A 14,424-nucleotide genomic window follows, 5' to 3' on the forward strand; every position below is an offset into this window, starting at 1 on the left:
CGCTCAGCGGATCACGTTGTCCGGCCGATCCAGCCATACATGTTGACCATCCGGGGTGACGGTCAGCCCGAAGCGATCCCGGCCGGGGCTTCCCCACCCCACCCAGCGCAAGAAAGCCTCTTCCACCTCGTTCCACAGGTCGCGCGGCCCCCTCTGATGCACCGCCGCCCGCTTGTAGTCAGGCGAATAGTGCACCTGCGCGTCTGAGTCACCCGACCACACCCACAGGTGGAACCCGCCGTCGTCCTCATCGGTGTGTGTGGCGTCGACGCCGGGTAGCAGGCCCGCGACGGCGATGTCCGCCCCGAACGACGACCGCACCACCCGGCGTGGGTCCAGGTCGGTTCCCGAGTCCCGGAAATCGTCGGAGTAGGCGGGAAGCACAGAGCGCTGGGAACGCAGCATCATGAAGGCGCAACTCCCATGAAAGCGGCCCACCGCGGTGCCATCCCCGGTGGCGGTCAGCTTGAGCATGTGTCCGGCCTCCCAGCCGGGCATCCAGGGCAGCACGATCACCCCGCCGGGCCGGGTCTGCTCCACCCACGCCTGGGGCACCTTCCGCACGCCACACGTGACATGGACGCCGTTGTAGAGCGCGCCCTGCGGCCATCCCTCCGCCCCGTCGCCGAGGACCAGGTGCGGCGCGTATCCCGCCGCCTTGAGGTTGACCGCCGCGGTGGCGTGAACGGCGGGATCGATCTCGATGCTGGTCACGTTGGCGTCGCCGAGCCGATACGCCAGCAGTGCGGCCGTCCAGCCCGTTCCCGTGCCGATCTCCAGAACCTCATCGCCCGCGTAGGGGCCGAGCAGATCGAGACCACGAGCGACGATGCCCGGAGCGGACGAGGAGGAGGTGTAATCCACCCCGCCCTGCCCCGCTTCGTCGATGTCCAGGTTCCCGTCATCGAGTTGCGTGATGATCGGGGCGTTCTGCTGGTAGATCGCCGCGAACCAGCCCTTCGGATCGCTCTGGCGGTCGATCACGAATCCCTCGTTGCCGTCCTCGGGAGCGCACCAGGCCCGGTCAGGGATGAACAGGTGACGCGGGACGGCTTCCAGCGCCCGCCTCCACTCCGGATCCAGGTCGCCCAGTCCCGCGAGCATGGCGGCGACATGCTCCTCCTCCAGCTTCATTTACCGCCGCCCTTCTCGTGCTTGCCGCCCTGCCCCGGGCGGACACCGTCTCCGGTCGGTTTGGGCGTCTCCACCGGGCGACTCGACGGCCGCTGACCCTCGTGCTTGCCGCCACCCTTACCCTGATCTGCCATCGCGCGCTCCTCCCCGCAGGCGGCATGCCCCGAACTCGCAGGTCAGCCGTAGGACGTTCTTGGAACATCGATACGGCCCAAGCTTGAGGGAATGCGCTGGGACGTCGAAACTTCGTCTGGGACGGATAGCGGGACGTCTTTTGGAGCTATAAACGTCCCCATGGCGGTGAACGAGCGCTTACGAACGGCCCTGCTCAACATGGGGATGACGGGCAGGCAACTGGCCGAGGTCGTCGGCGTCGATCCCAAGACCGTCGAACGATGGGTCAATATCGGACGAACCCCGCATCCGGCCATCGCCCACAGAGCCGCGCTCGCGCTCCGGGAAGACCTTGCCTACCTTTGGCCCGAAACCGAGCAAGGACGCCGGAGAAGACAGGGCACGAGTGACATGGTGGTCGCATACCCGACGCGCGCCAACGCCCCCTTCGACCTGTGGCGCACCGTGTTCGAGCAAGCCGAGCAGGAGATCGGCATCCTTGTCTATGCCGCAATTTTCATCCACGAGTCATGGCCGGAATTTTCGGAGCTACTCACCACAAAGGCCCAGGCAGGATGCCGAATAAGGGTCATGCTGGGCGACGCGGACTCACCCGTCATCCGAACACGCGGGCAGGAGGAAAAGTACGGCCATGGCATCGAGGCCCGATGCCGCGTCGCTCTCATGCACTATCAGCCGCTCATGAAGCGCGCGGGCATCGACGTACGCGTGCATGGTACGACCCTGTACAACTCCCTCTACAGAGGAGACGACCAGATGATCGTCAACGCTCATGTGTTCGGCATGAACGCCTACGGTGCTCCCGTCTATCATCTCCGCCGGACCGGAGAGGGCGGCCTCTACGACGTGTACGCTGCCAGCTTCGAAGCCGTCTGGGAGCAGTCCCGGCGTCCAGGAGAGTGATCGTGGCTCGCACCGAGTACTACGACGACCCGGCGGCGCCCGAACCGAACAGCCTTGTCGTGGGCGTCTCCGCTGTGGTCAGCGATGAGAAGGGCCGCATTCTGATGCAGCGCCGGGCCGACAACGGCCTGTGGGCACTTCCCGGAGGCGGGATGGACCTGACGGAGTCAGTCCCGCAGACCGCCGTACGGGAGGTGAAGGAAGAGACCGGTTACGACATCGAGATCACCGGCATCGTCGGCTTGTACACGGACGCCCGCCACATCATCGCGTACACCGACGGCGAAGTACGCCGGCAGTTCAACGTCTGTCTCACCGCCCGCCGTACGGGTGGCGCCCTCACCGTCAGCGACGAGTCAACCGAAGTACGCTGGGTCGCCCGGGACGAGCTAGCACAACTTCCCATGCACGAGACGCAGCGACTGCGGATCACGCATTTCCTGCAGAACCGCAGCCAACCCCATATCGGATAATCCCGGCTCGGCGGAGCCGAGGTCCGAGCACCGCGCCGTCGCACTGGGACGACGAAGGACGATTATGACGCGGCTCAGATTGTTTGATATCCGACCGATATCGGCCATGAGCTGCTGCTGCATCTGGCATTTGATTTGACGGAATTGGCAACCCAAGGGCCGTAAACCGTGGTGTAGCCACCGCTACTGTCTTGACAGAAGAGCACGACCCGTGTCTGAGTCACTCCGGTTCCGCTGCACGTCGCCCAGCCGGTGCCGCCGACAACGCCAATCTGCGCGCTGGTGCTGCAGGTCGGCGCCGCCTGGGCGGGAGCAGTCGGCGACATTAGCGCTGTCGCGGCGGCGATCGCGGTCACCGCAGCGGCCGAAACGCCGAACTTCTTGATACGGCCCATTAGTTGCCTCCCTCGGTGCCGTGTTTTCTTCTTGATGGTAAGCACAGCTTTGAGGGATATCCATAGGGGCTGGTATGCGATTTGAATGAGCGGTTTACGGGCTGGCTGCAGGGCCGAAGATTGAAGTCCGCAACGGGGAATCAATTCGTCGGTGGCCCGGCGGCGAGGCGGTCGAGCCATTCGCCGAGCACGTGGCGTTCTCCGTCCGTGAGGGCCGTGGCGTCCGGCAGGGTGGCGCGCAGCGCCATCGCCGCCGCCGCGGGCCCGGGGGTCTCGACGGCGGGGGCGTCGGTCGTGATGGCGGCTATCGCCGCGTCGCGGGCCACCTCGGACAGGCGCATGTCACGCCGTTCCTCCGGCATGGCGAGCAACGTGAAGACGACGCCGGTTCCGGCGGAGTGCACGAGGTCGGCCGCCAGGCGCTCGCCGACCTTCAGCCGGCCGGCGGCGGCGATCGCGCGGATGCGCTCTCCCAGCATGCGGAAGGCGACGACGGAGGCGGGCGACCGACGCCCCGGCTGGGGATCGCCGTACATGAGCGAGAACAGTGCGGGGTTGGCCAGCCCGAAGCCGACGTGCAGGTCCCACCCGGCCCGGAACTCCTCGACCGGATCGCCGGCGGGCGGCCGGGCCTTCTTGTCCCGGAGATATGAGGTGAAGCCGAACTCGGCGACCGCGTCGAGCAGGCCCTCCTTGTCGCCGAACAGGCGGTAGATCGTCGGAGCCTGGGTGCCCGCCGCGGCGGCCACCGCCCTGGTCGAGAGGGCGTCGCGGCCACCACTCGCGAGCAGTCCCGCCGCGACCGTCACGATGTGCGCCCGCGTCCTGTCGCGGCCGGCCGTCTCGCTCCCAGGATCACTCATGCTTCCAACGATAGCAAGGAGTTGCTATCGATGGTTTTTCAGTGTTAGCGTCCTGGCGATATCGCCGATAACACGGGAGTATGTCGTGATCATCGTTACCGGAGCGACCGGTCAGCTTGGCCGCCTTGTCGTCGAGCACCTGCTCACGCGGGTCCCCGCCGAACGGATCGGCGTCAGCGTGCGCGAACCCGGCAAAGCCGAAGACCTCGCGGATCGAGGCGTACGCGTCCGGCAGGGCGACTTCGACGACCCCGGGAGCCTGGCGTACGCGTTCGAGGGCGCGGCGCGGGTGCTGATCGTCTCCGGCCCCGCGGACGCCGCCCCGCACCGTGCGGCGATCGAGGCCGCCACGGCCGCGGGCGCCAAGCGAATCGTCTACACCAGCCACATGGGGGCGAACCCGGCCTCTCCCTTCCTCCCGATGCCGGCCCACGCCGAGACGGAGCGGGACCTGAGCGCGTCCGGGGTTCCGTTCACCGCGCTGCGCAACGGCTTCTACGCGGACACCATCGTCCAGGTCATCGGCCAGGGGCTCCGGGACGGTCAGATCGTCGCACCCGCCGACGGGCCGGTCTCCTGGACGGCCCACGCCGACCTGGCCGAGGCGGCCGCCGTCGCGCTGACCGAGGAGGGCGGGCTCGACGGGATCACGCCGTCGCTGACCGGCCCCGAGGCGCTCGACCTCACGGACATCGCCGCCATCGCCTCCGAACTGACCGGACGCGAGATCACCCGCGTCACCGTCCCGGACGACGAGTGGATCACCGGCGTGGTGTCGCGCGGCGTCCCCGAGGGGCAGGCACGGTTCCTGCTCGGCATGTACGAGGCCAGCCGTCAGGGCGAGTTCGCCGAGGTCGGCCCGGCCCTCGGGGAGGTGCTCGGCCGTAAGCCGACGGCGTTCCGCGACGTGCTCGCGGCCACGCTCACGCCCTGACCGGCCGCCGTATTCGGCCCGTTTCCGCCCGTTCGATTCGCGTGATCATTAGATTACGTCGGACCGAGCGTTTCCAGGGAGTGCGGACATGGGCAGGCGCAGGTACCGGGACGAACGTCGTCACTACAAGTACGTCGAGGCCGTGGTGCTCGACCGCGTTCTCGACGAGAACACGCAGTCGGTGCTGCGGATGCTGCCCGGGCAGCCGATGGTGACCGCGACCTCGTTCTCCGCGTCCGTGGATTGGGAGGACTACACGCGGGAGATGGAGCAGTTCGTCGAGCGGACCTTCGACGCCTGGCTCTTCTTCGACAACATCGGTCCCCGTTCGGTCGCCTTCCGGATACCCGGCACGGCGCTGTCCGCGGAGACGGTCGCGCCGTACGCGCACGGCGACACGCTCGAAGGCCTGAGCGTGGAGACGAGCGACGACGACCTGCTCCTGCGGTTGCGCATGTACGCCGAGGACTCCGAGTTGTTCAACCTGCACGAGACCGGCGCGGGATGGCTCAAGGACATCCTCCCGGTCCGTGCGGAACTGATGTCGGGCACCCTCGACTCCCTGGAGCTGGCACCGGTGGTCGGCACCCACTGGGACGAGATCGAGCGCGACGTGTCCGCCGAGTATGGGCTGTCGAAGGCGTCCCGCACCCTGGCCGCGTACCTCCAGGTCGCCCCGGAGGAGCTGAAGCGCCTGGCCGCCAGGCGGATTCAGGCCCGGCAGACGGAGTTGCCCCCGGGTTGGCTGTCCAGCTGTTCCGATCTCGAACCAGTGGCCCGGTGGGAGTTCGCCGCCGCGGAACCACACAAGTCGTTCCAGATCACCCTGGGCCGGCTGCCGAGCGGCTGCGAGTACGGCGACTGGTACGTGACGGCGACCGAGCCGCGTGGCAGGGATCTGGCCTTTCGCGCCGAGGACGACGCCCGCCGGGGTTATCACGACGAGGCGCTGCGGCTGCAACGGCTCAACGACCCCGGTCGCTGGCGGCAGCTCGACCAGGCCGGGTGAGCCGCTCCGGGCCCGGCAGGCGCGGACCGCGTCGGGAAACTTTCACCGGCCGGGACCGCCCACCAGCGCGTCGATCGCGCCTGCGCAGCCGGAGCATGGTCAGCGGAAAACGGCGAACCTACGATGACCTCGCGCCCCAAGATCGTGCTCGTAAGCGGGATCGGATTCCCGCCCTGTCGCTATTCACCAGGCCCTCACAGGAGGCGCGGATGGCTCAGCACGATGAACCGTACGGACAATCCCGGCGTGGTTCGCTCGCCGGCCGACTGCTGATACCGGTGGCGCTCGTCGCCATCGGGATCGGCCTCAGCCCGGCGGCGGCCCACGCCGACACCTGGCGGACGGCGACCGGCTCGGCATGGGGCCAGACGCAGTCCTCGGCTTCGGCGGCGGCCCAGGCGAGCGCGCGTACCGCCCTCACCCAGACGGCCGCCCAGCTCGGGGAGGTCTGCACGAACGTGACCTCCTCGGCGACCCTCTTGTACACCGTGCCCAGCGGGGGCGGCTACGTGTACGGCGGGACCGCGACCGGCCTGTGCGCTCCCGCGCCGCCACCGCCGTCCTACACCGTGCCGCGCACCGCGACGGCGCGCGGTGAGGCGAGCACCTACTCGGCGGCCGTGCAGAACGGCGCGGCAGCGGCCCGCGCCGCCATCCTCGCGGCCGGAGGCGACTGCACCGGCTACCAGACGACCGGCGCGACCAACGTGTACACGACTCCCACCGGAAGCTGGTACATCTACGACGTCACCGTGTCCGCTCTCTGCGTGCACTGAGCACCTCTCGGCGATCGCGGGGCGCGAATCGTCGGCGAGAGGCCCCTATAGCTGGCGATTCGCGGCGTTATCAGGCGTAATCTTTTCCGGCGACCTCACCATGGCCAGATATAAAGTGTCAGGAAAACATGTGAGGAGGCCGAAAATGCTGGTCGAATGGCTGGCAGCGGTGGCCGCGGCGGGCGGAACCGCGGTGGTGCAGGCCGCGGGCACGGATATGTGGATGAGCGTGCGGCAGCGAGCGGCAAAGGTGCTCAGCCGCGACGATCCCGACCGTGAGCAGGCGGAACTGCTGCGGCTGGATCAGGCCGCGACGGAGCTCGCCTCGCTCGCCCCGGGGGATGCGGCGTTGACACGGGCCCGGCAGGAGGCGTCCTGGACGGCCCGATTCGAGATGCTGCTGGAGAGTCTCGGCGAGGCCGAACGCGAACGGGTCGCCCGCGAACTGAACGACATCGCCGACCAGGCTCGCCAGGCATCAGTGGGGGGAGTGTCGGGGAACGTCTTCCACGGACCGGCCGCATTCCAGGTCGGCGACCACAACCGTCAGGACAACCATTTCGGGCCGAAGACATGAGCCGCGACTCCGATTCAGGCGGAGACGGAGTATCGGGAAACATCTTCCACGGCCCGGCTCCCTTCCAACTCGGCGATCGCAACGTCCAGATCAATCACATTCACCAGGCGACGCCGCATCGCCGCCCGCTGGTTCTCGCGGGTGCGACGCTGTCGACCCGGGAAGAACTCGCCGCCGTCATCCGCCGCGACTGGACCGCCGCGAGGCGTCAGTTCTTCGAGGGCGCGGCCGCAACCGGCGCGCCCTCCGATGGTCTGCTCGGTCTTCTCGCCTGGCTGCGCGATCTCGACGGCCTCACCGCCGGCGACCTGACCGCTCAGATAGAACTCATCGACCATCGGCTCCGGGACGACGCTCTCCCGGCCGACTTGAAAGTGCTGCACCTGCTGGGCTGGCTCGATCCGGAGGGAGAAGCCGTCTGGCGGGGAACGGTCGTGACCCCGGAGTCGCTTTCCGAGGCCTGCCGGATCGGCCGTCTGGAAGAAAGCGGCCCCGAATGGGAGCTCTACCGCGACCTCTGCGAGGGCGGCCTGCTGGACGCCCTGTCGCGGTTCAGCCGGCTGAGCGCGCTGCGCGGAACGCAGCGGGCCTGGGACGAGGTCTGGGGTTCGTGGCGGCGGTTGGCCACTCAGGTTCCCGGACTGCCGCCCGAAGGCCGGGAATGGGCCGAGAGCGGGGCGCGCGGGCTGTTGTTGGCTGCCCTTCTGCCCTACTCGGAGACCAGGACGTGGTTGCGCGCCGGCTGCGAGCGAGTGGCGCCACCCCCCACGGGCGAGATCGAGTGGTACGACTGGTTGCGGGCGCGGGACGGCGGCTCGGACACCCCTGTCGGATGGCTCGTGCGCGCCGACTTCACTGCTTTCGCCGCGGCCCAGGCGGAACAGCGGCGCCGGCAGGCGGAAGCCGACCGGCAGAACCAGCGGATACGGACCACGCTGGACGCCGCCTCCGCTCTGCGGCAGCGGCAGTGGGCCGACTACGAGGGCCGGCGACTCTCGCCCGCCGCCCGGCTGGAAGCGGTCGTCCGCGCGACGCTGTGGCTCGGGTCCTGGGGCGCGGCCACGATCCCGGTGACCTGGATCATGTGGGGCTGGATTCGGCCGGACATCGCCGCGACGCTGTCCTGGTATCTCGTCATGCTGACCCTGGCCGCGTACGCGGGCTGGCTGCCAAAGGTCATCCGGCTCGGCGCGGCGTACCAGCCTCCGCTGCGGCGCGTGCGCGAGTGGGCCGAGGAGGCCAGGGCCGACCGCGGGAGAACTCGGAGGGGTCTGTTCAGAGCCGGCCTCGTGGTCGGATTCGTGCTGATTTTCGGGGTGCTCCTTCATGACGTCGGCGTCATCGTGACGACGATTCTCCTCACGCCGCTGCTGGGCGTGGCGTTTCATTTCGCCCGCATCGGGGCGATCCACGACTGGGCGGACGATCACCGGGAACGACTGCGGGACTACCAGTCGAGGAGGGCCGGCTCCGGCGTTGCTCAGGACATCTCCGAAGGTGTTCGATCGCCGTCGGCCAGAGTCCGGGCCGACGCCTACCACGCGTTCATGCGCCAGTTCACCGGCCTCGACCACAACAGAAGAGACGAGTAGAAGACGAGTGCCTGGTTCACCGTGGCGGTGGTCAATAGGATCCGTGACGACCTGATTTTTCGGGACATCTCAGCGGGGGCCGAGCGATGTCGCACTCTGGTACGAACGGCGGCGAGGCGGGGAACTTACCCGCCGACCTGCGTAGGGGCGATCCCCGCGAGGTCGGACCGTACCGGCTGGTGCGCAGGCTGGGCGAGGGCGGCATGGGCGTCGTCTACCTGGGCGAGGCGCCGGACAGCACGCGGGTGGCGGTCAAACTGCTGCACCACACCATCGCCGCCGACCCCGGCTTCCGCCGCCGGTTCCGGCGCGAGGTGGAGGCGGCCAAGCGGGTCGCCCGCTTCTGCACCGCCGCCGTGCTGGACGCGGAGGTGGACGGCGAGACCGTCTACCTGGTCACCGAGTACGTCCCCGGGCCGACCCTCCGGGAGGCCGTCGAACGGGACGGGCCGCTGCGCGGCTCCAGCCTGGACGGGCTCGCGGTCAGCGTCGCGACGGCGCTGCGGGCCGTCCACGCGGCGGGCATCATCCACCGCGACCTGAAGCCGGGCAACGTCCTGCTCTCCCCCATCGGGCCGAAGGTCATCGACTTCGGCGTGGCCCACGTGACCGACACCGGCACGCACAGCAGCGCCGTCGTCGGCACCCCCGCGTTCATGTCGCCCGAGCAGTTCGACGGCCGCGCGCTCACCCCCGCGTCGGACGTCTTCGCCTGGGCGGGCACGGTCACGTACGCGGGCACCGGCCGGGCGCCGTTCGGCAACGGGCCGCTCCCGGTCGTGCTCAACCAGGTCATCAACGGGGAGCCGAGACTGGACGGCCTGGACGGGCCGCTGCGTCCGCTGGTCGAGCGCGCCCTGGCCAAGGACCCGGCCGTACGGCCGACCGTGCAGGAGATCCTGGACGCCCTCACCGGCTCCCGGGCGGAGCCGGAGGCGTGGGTCACCACCCAGCCGGGCGGGCGGAGGAGCCGTCGCGGGCTGGTGACCGGGATCGGTGCCGGGGTCGCCGGGCTGGCGGTGATCGCGACGGTGGCCGCCGTACGGCTTGCCGGGGACGACCCGCCCTCCCCGGCAACCTCGGCGACGTCCACGCGCTCCGCCGCGGTGGCCGGAGACGACTCCGCACCTCGGACCGGCGTGTCCTCCACCCCGGCCGCGTCACAGGCGCCACAGGCGGACGGCGGCGACGACCCCGGCAGGGGAAACCCGCTGCGCGAGCCCGGCGTACGGTTCGCGTACCAGACGGACCCGGACGCGCGGCGCCAGGCGAACGTCTGGAGCGCGCAGGGCAGGAAGGCCGACGCCGCGCTGATGCGCGCCCTGGCGGCGGTGCCGCACCCCGTGAACCTGAACATGCCCGCCGACGAGGCCGGCCGTACGGTCGCGTCCGCCATGCGGGCGGCCACCGCGCGTCACGCCGTCGCGGTGATCGTGACCGACCAGGTGCCGAGGAAGGACTGCTCCCAGTGGGGAGAAGTGGACGAGCGGGCGTACCGCGCCTGGATCGACGTGGTGGCGAAGGCGATCGGCTCGGGCCGGGCGGTGGTCGTGCTGGAGCCGAACAGCCTGACCAGGATTCCGGGATCCGACAGTTGCCCGGCCGGGGGCAGGGCGGCGGCGGCCGAGCGTTACCGGGAGCTCGGTTACGCGGTGAACCGCCTGCGGAGGCTTCCGCACACGGCCGTGTATCTCGACGGCGGCATCGAGGGCTGGCCGGGCATGGTCGACATCGCCGACCGGCTGCTGAAGGCCGGGGTGGGGCGAGCGGACGGCTTCTACCTGAACACCTCGGACTACCAGGAGACCGATCGGCTCCTGCGGTATGGGGAGAACCTGTCCCTGTGCCTTTATGTGAAGACGAAGGACCCCGCGAGCGCCTGCACCGGCGCGGAGCTCGGCGCGGTGCCGACCGGAGCGCCGCTGACCCACTTCGTCCTCGACACCAGCCGGAACGGCAGGGGCGGGTGGAAACCGCCGAAGGGCAGGTACGCCGACCCGGAGAAGTGGTGCAATCCACCGGGGGTGGGCGTGGGACCCCGCCCGACCACCGAGACCGGCGGCGAACTGGCCGACGCGTTCCTGTGGCTCCGCGCCCCCGAGCGGTCGAACGGCCAGTGCACCCGAGGCGGCCCGGGCCCCGAGGACCCCGAGTGGCACCAGGTGGACCCGGTCGGCGGCACCTGGTGGCCCGCCCTCGCCCTCGACCGCGCGAAGAACGCCGTCCCCCCGCTGCGCTGACTCACTTATCGGTGCTGTTGACCTTGCGGAGCCGGGCCCGGACCGTACGGCGGACCAGCGGGCCCATGTCGTCCAGCGCCGCGACCAGGCCGGCGAGCTGCTCCAGGCTGTCGAACGCGCGCTTCGCGCCGTCCTCGTCGACCCCCTCGTACAGTTCGAGACCGACGAACGCGGCGGCGGTGGCGCGGGCGAGCCCGGCGACGTCCACGAACTCGGCGATCGGGGTGCCGGTCAGCACCCTCTGGAGCACCTCTTCGACCTCGGCGACCCACATGCCGAGGCCGGCCCCGGTGGCGGGGGCGAGCCTGCCGTCCATCTGGCTGCCCGCGAGCATCTGGGCGAGCACGGCGAGGTTCCCCGCTTCACGCTCCTCGGCGTGCAGCGAGCGGCCCAGGTCGAGCAGTTCGCGCAGCGTGGTCACGGCCGCGAACCGCTCGCGGTAGACCGTCACCCGCTGCTCCGAGCCGTACCGCAGGGCCGCGGCGAGGAGCTCGTCGACGGTGCCGAAGTGGTAGAAGACCAGCGCCTGGTTGACCCCGGCGGCGGTGGCGACGGCCCGCGCGGAGGCCCCCGCGATGCCCTGCGTACGCAGGGTTTCCAGCGCTCCTTCGAGCAGCCTCGTCCGGGTGTCGCCCATCGTCACTCCCTCAGCGGCGTACCTCTTCGCGCCGCGGCTTCACGGTAGCGGGTACGCCGTGCTCCACGACGTCGACGTAGCGCGCCCGGAACGCCCCCCAATAGCCGAACAGCGGGCCGAGCTTCGCGTTGGAGACGGTGACGCCGACGCGGAAGAGCCCGGCGTCACCGTCGTACGACTCCCTGACGACGGCGGTCCCGGTCACGGAGCCGGGGAGGCGGCAGGAGACGAGCCCCTCGTGCAGGCGGAACTCGCCGGACCGGATGACGAGGCCCCCGTGCTCGTCCACCGCCATGTCCAGGTCGACCGCCAGGTGCTGGTGCGAGCCGAGATAGTCGACGATGCCGCGCCGCTCGTGGTCGTACACCATCGTGGCGTCGAACCTCCGCCGCCGTCGGGGCAGGTCGAAGGTGCGGACGAACGTGACGGTCTCGCGTCCGTGGGAGTCGACGTACGGATAGTTCTCGATGGTGAACGGCACCCGCCGGCCCTGCTCGGGGACCAGGATGTTGCGCCTGGTGCCCAGGGCCAGGAACGGCCGGGTGAACGCGGCATGCCAGATGTGGTCCATCGTTCCCGTGCCGACGCAGGCCCGCCCGCCGGTCACGCTGACGCCGAAGCGGCGGCGTAACTGCGGGTGCAGGCGGGCGAAGTCGGCGCCGAGGGTGCGTTCGAAGATCGAGGTCATCGCGTCTCCAGTTCGGGCAGCGGGGCTGTTGCTGCCTGCCGGTCGGGTGGGCGGATGGTTGCGCGGCTGATCGGTCGGCTGGTTGGGCGGCGCAGGCAGCGCCGGGCGGCGGGGGTTCCGGGCAGCGGCGGCAGGAGGACCGCCAGCGCCGCGACCAGTAGGGCGGCTGGGGGCGGGGCCAGTGCTGTGGCCGTGGTGGTGACGAGCACGCGTACGCACACCTCGGCGAGGGCCTGCCACAGGGAACGCTCGGGTGTTCTTCCTGTCTCCAGCCAGAGGCGGAGCCGGTCGAAGGACCATGCCGTCGCCCAGCCGATGAGCGGCCGGAAGACGAGGTCCACGGCCCTTCCCCAGCCGGGGCGGTAGCCGTACCGGGTGAGGAAGCGGACACCGTCGGGAGTCTGGACGTATCGCCAGTAGCCGGAACCCGAGCGAATCGGCGACAGCGGGTGCGCCGATGCGAAGCGCAGCGCGGACGTCCTGTCGTCGGGGTCGAGCCGGTCCCCCGCCGCGACGCCGGCACCGGTGATCACGAGGCCCGGCAGCAGCCTGACGGCGTACCGGAACCACTGCGGTTCGCCGTCGGCGCGCGGCAGGTAGTCGATCTCGGTGAACCGCAGATCCCACCGTTGATGCTGGTCAGGGGTCTGCGTCAATTCCCAGAGAGCACCCATGTCCGCCCGGACCAGGCACTCCACATACACGAAGCGACCCACAAGCCACCCCCACAGTTTTGAGCAGTCGCTCAAAACCGAGAGTAGGCCGATTTGAGCAACCGCTCAAGTTCCCAGGTCGGTGCGATGCCGCCGCGAAGGTGGCGGAGTCGTCGGCCATGCCGCCGGGCCCGGCTTTGAAGGCGCCTACCCGATGACGTTCGCCGGGGAGTCGAGCCAGACGTGCTGACCCTCCGGCGTGACGGTCAGGCCGAACCGCTCACGGCCCGGGGAACCGGTGGAGACCCACCACAGGAACGCGGCCTCAAGTTCGTTCCAGAGATCGCGTGGCCCCCTCTGGAGAACGGCCACGCGCTTGTACTCCGGCGAGTAATGCACCTGAGCATCGGAGTCGTCCGACCACAGCCACAGGTGGAAGTCGCCGTTTTCCTCGTCGGCGTGCCGGCCGTTCAGGTCGGGAATCTTGCCCGCGACCGCCACATCGGCACCGACCGAGGAGCGCACGATCCGGCGGGGGTCCAGGTAGGTCGACGACTCCCGGTAGTCGCCCACCAGCTCGGGTACGCGCCGTCGTTGCGACCGCAGCATCATGAAGGAACAGCCCCGGTGGAACCTTCCCACAGCCGTGCCGTCCCCGGTCACGGTCAGCCTGGTCAGGTGGCCGGCCTCCCACCGAGGCATCCAGGGGAAAACGATCAGGCCCGCGGGACGCGTCTGCTCGACCCAGGCATGGGGCACCTCATCGACGCCGCAGGTGACGTGGACCCGGTCATAGGGTTTGCCATCCGGGCACCCGGCGCTCCCATCCCCCAGGACGAGCCGGGGAAGACGACCGGCGTTCTTGAGGCTCTCGGTCGCTGCGGCAAGGACGGCCTGATCTATCTCGACACTGGTGACGTTGCCGTCGCCGAGGCGATGGGCCAGCAGGCCCGCCGTCCAGCCGGTTCCCGTACCGATCTCCAGGACTTCGTCACCGTCGTAGGGATCGAGCAGGTCCAGTCCCGCCGCAACGATGCTGGGCATGGAGCATGACGAGGTGTAGTCCCCGTTTCCCGCGCTCAAGTCGGTCGTCCCGTCGTCAAGCTGGGTGACGATCGCCGTGTTCGAGTAGACGGCGCCCATCCACCTGTCGGGGTCGGCGGTCCGGTCGATCAGATAGCCCGGCTTGTCGTCAGGCGAGCACCATGCCCGGTCGGGGATGAAGAGGTGACGCGGCACCGCCCGCATGGCGTCCGCCCATCGTGAGTCGAGGCCCTGTAGCTGTGCGATCAGACGCCCGTTGTTCGTCACTTGCCCTGGGGCTTCTCGTGCTGACCACCGCCGGTGTTGGGGCGGTCCCCATCCGGGGTTGGCTTCTCAGGTGTGAAGGGCTTGCTCGTCGGTTTCTGCCCCTC

At 69.6% G+C, this 14,424-nt stretch carries 15 protein-coding genes; 8 read left to right on the forward strand and 7 right to left on the reverse strand.

Annotated features, from left to right (window positions below; translation table 11 throughout):
* Nucleotides 1-3: 3 nt before the first annotated feature.
* Nucleotides 4-984 carry a methyltransferase domain-containing protein gene (locus HHX33_RS21465; RefSeq protein ID WP_310741465.1) on the reverse strand — a complete coding sequence of 327 codons (981 nt, stop codon included), beginning with the start codon at nt 982-984 and terminating at the stop codon, nt 4-6.
* Nucleotides 985-1,428: 444 nt separating this feature from the next.
* Here HHX33_RS21465 and HHX33_RS21470 point away from each other — a divergent pair, with 444 nt between their 5' ends.
* Both HHX33_RS21470 and HHX33_RS21475 read left to right on the forward strand, forming a co-directional pair.
* The gene (locus tag HHX33_RS21470; protein ID WP_182876175.1) at nt 1,429-2,172 is read left to right on the forward strand and encodes a helix-turn-helix domain-containing protein; all 744 of its coding nucleotides are present in this window, start codon (nt 1,429-1,431) and stop codon (nt 2,170-2,172) included.
* A 2-nt stretch (nt 2,173-2,174) separates the two neighbouring features.
* Nucleotides 2,175-2,645, forward strand: coding sequence for an NUDIX hydrolase (locus tag HHX33_RS21475; RefSeq protein WP_182876176.1), 471 nt, complete (start codon nt 2,175-2,177; stop codon nt 2,643-2,645).
* 74 nt (nt 2,646-2,719) lie between these two features.
* Here the strand turns inward: HHX33_RS21475 and HHX33_RS21480 are convergent, their stop codons facing one another.
* Nucleotides 2,720-3,040 carry a hypothetical protein gene (locus tag HHX33_RS21480; protein ID WP_182876177.1) on the reverse strand — a complete coding sequence of 107 codons (321 nt, stop codon included), beginning with the start codon at nt 3,038-3,040 and terminating at the stop codon, nt 2,720-2,722.
* Between the two features lie 140 nt (nt 3,041-3,180).
* Nucleotides 3,181-3,903 carry a TetR/AcrR family transcriptional regulator gene (locus HHX33_RS21485; RefSeq protein WP_182876178.1) on the reverse strand — a complete coding sequence of 241 codons (723 nt, stop codon included), beginning with the start codon at nt 3,901-3,903 and terminating at the stop codon, nt 3,181-3,183.
* Between the two features lie 85 nt (nt 3,904-3,988).
* On the opposite strand from HHX33_RS21485, the gene HHX33_RS21490 reads away from it, so the two are divergent.
* The 6 genes from HHX33_RS21490 (at nt 3,989) to HHX33_RS21515 (ending at nt 11,031) form a co-directional block, all read left to right on the forward strand.
* Nucleotides 3,989-4,837, forward strand: a complete 849-nt coding sequence (locus tag HHX33_RS21490) for an NAD(P)H-binding protein (protein WP_182876179.1) — start codon at nt 3,989-3,991, stop codon at nt 4,835-4,837.
* A gap of 88 nt (nt 4,838-4,925) precedes the next feature.
* Nucleotides 4,926-5,846, forward strand: a complete 921-nt coding sequence (locus tag HHX33_RS21495; RefSeq protein WP_182876180.1) for a hypothetical protein — start codon at nt 4,926-4,928, stop codon at nt 5,844-5,846.
* Nucleotides 5,847-6,055: 209 nt separating this feature from the next.
* Nucleotides 6,056-6,622 (forward strand): hypothetical protein, encoded by a 567-nt coding sequence (locus HHX33_RS21500; protein ID WP_182876181.1) that lies wholly within the window; start codon nt 6,056-6,058, stop codon nt 6,620-6,622.
* Nucleotides 6,623-6,767: 145 nt separating this feature from the next.
* Nucleotides 6,768-7,199, forward strand: a complete 432-nt coding sequence (locus HHX33_RS21505) for a hypothetical protein (protein ID WP_182876182.1) — start codon at nt 6,768-6,770, stop codon at nt 7,197-7,199.
* The gene (locus HHX33_RS21510; RefSeq protein WP_182876183.1) at nt 7,196-8,791 is read left to right on the forward strand and encodes a hypothetical protein; all 1,596 of its coding nucleotides are present in this window, start codon (nt 7,196-7,198) and stop codon (nt 8,789-8,791) included. Before HHX33_RS21505 ends, HHX33_RS21510 begins: the two co-directional genes overlap by 4 nt.
* Nucleotides 8,792-8,877: 86 nt before the next feature.
* Nucleotides 8,878-11,031, forward strand: coding sequence for a glycoside hydrolase family 6 protein (locus HHX33_RS21515; RefSeq protein WP_182876184.1), 2,154 nt, complete (start codon nt 8,878-8,880; stop codon nt 11,029-11,031).
* Nucleotide 11,032: 1 nt separating this feature from the next.
* Here the strand turns inward: HHX33_RS21515 and HHX33_RS21520 are convergent, their stop codons facing one another.
* From HHX33_RS21520 to HHX33_RS21535, 4 genes are all read right to left on the reverse strand, one after another.
* Nucleotides 11,033-11,668, reverse strand: coding sequence for a TetR/AcrR family transcriptional regulator (locus tag HHX33_RS21520; protein WP_182876185.1), 636 nt, complete (start codon nt 11,666-11,668; stop codon nt 11,033-11,035).
* A 10-nt stretch (nt 11,669-11,678) separates the two neighbouring features.
* A complete protein-coding gene (locus HHX33_RS21525; RefSeq protein WP_182876186.1) occupies nt 11,679-12,356 on the reverse strand; it encodes a DUF4166 domain-containing protein in 678 nt (225 codons plus the stop codon).
* Entirely contained in the window at nt 12,353-13,012 is a 660-nt protein-coding gene (locus HHX33_RS21530) for a hypothetical protein (RefSeq protein WP_220502040.1), read from the reverse strand. The genes HHX33_RS21525 and HHX33_RS21530 overlap by 4 nt, the downstream gene beginning before the upstream one ends.
* A gap of 204 nt (nt 13,013-13,216) precedes the next feature.
* Nucleotides 13,217-14,320 (reverse strand): methyltransferase domain-containing protein, encoded by a 1,104-nt coding sequence (locus tag HHX33_RS21535; protein ID WP_310741466.1) that lies wholly within the window; start codon nt 14,318-14,320, stop codon nt 13,217-13,219.
* Nucleotides 14,321-14,424 lie beyond the last annotated feature (104 nt).

Source organism: Microbispora sp. H10670, assembly GCF_014161385.1.
Lineage (GTDB): Bacteria > Actinomycetota > Actinomycetes > Streptosporangiales > Streptosporangiaceae > Microbispora > Microbispora triticiradicis.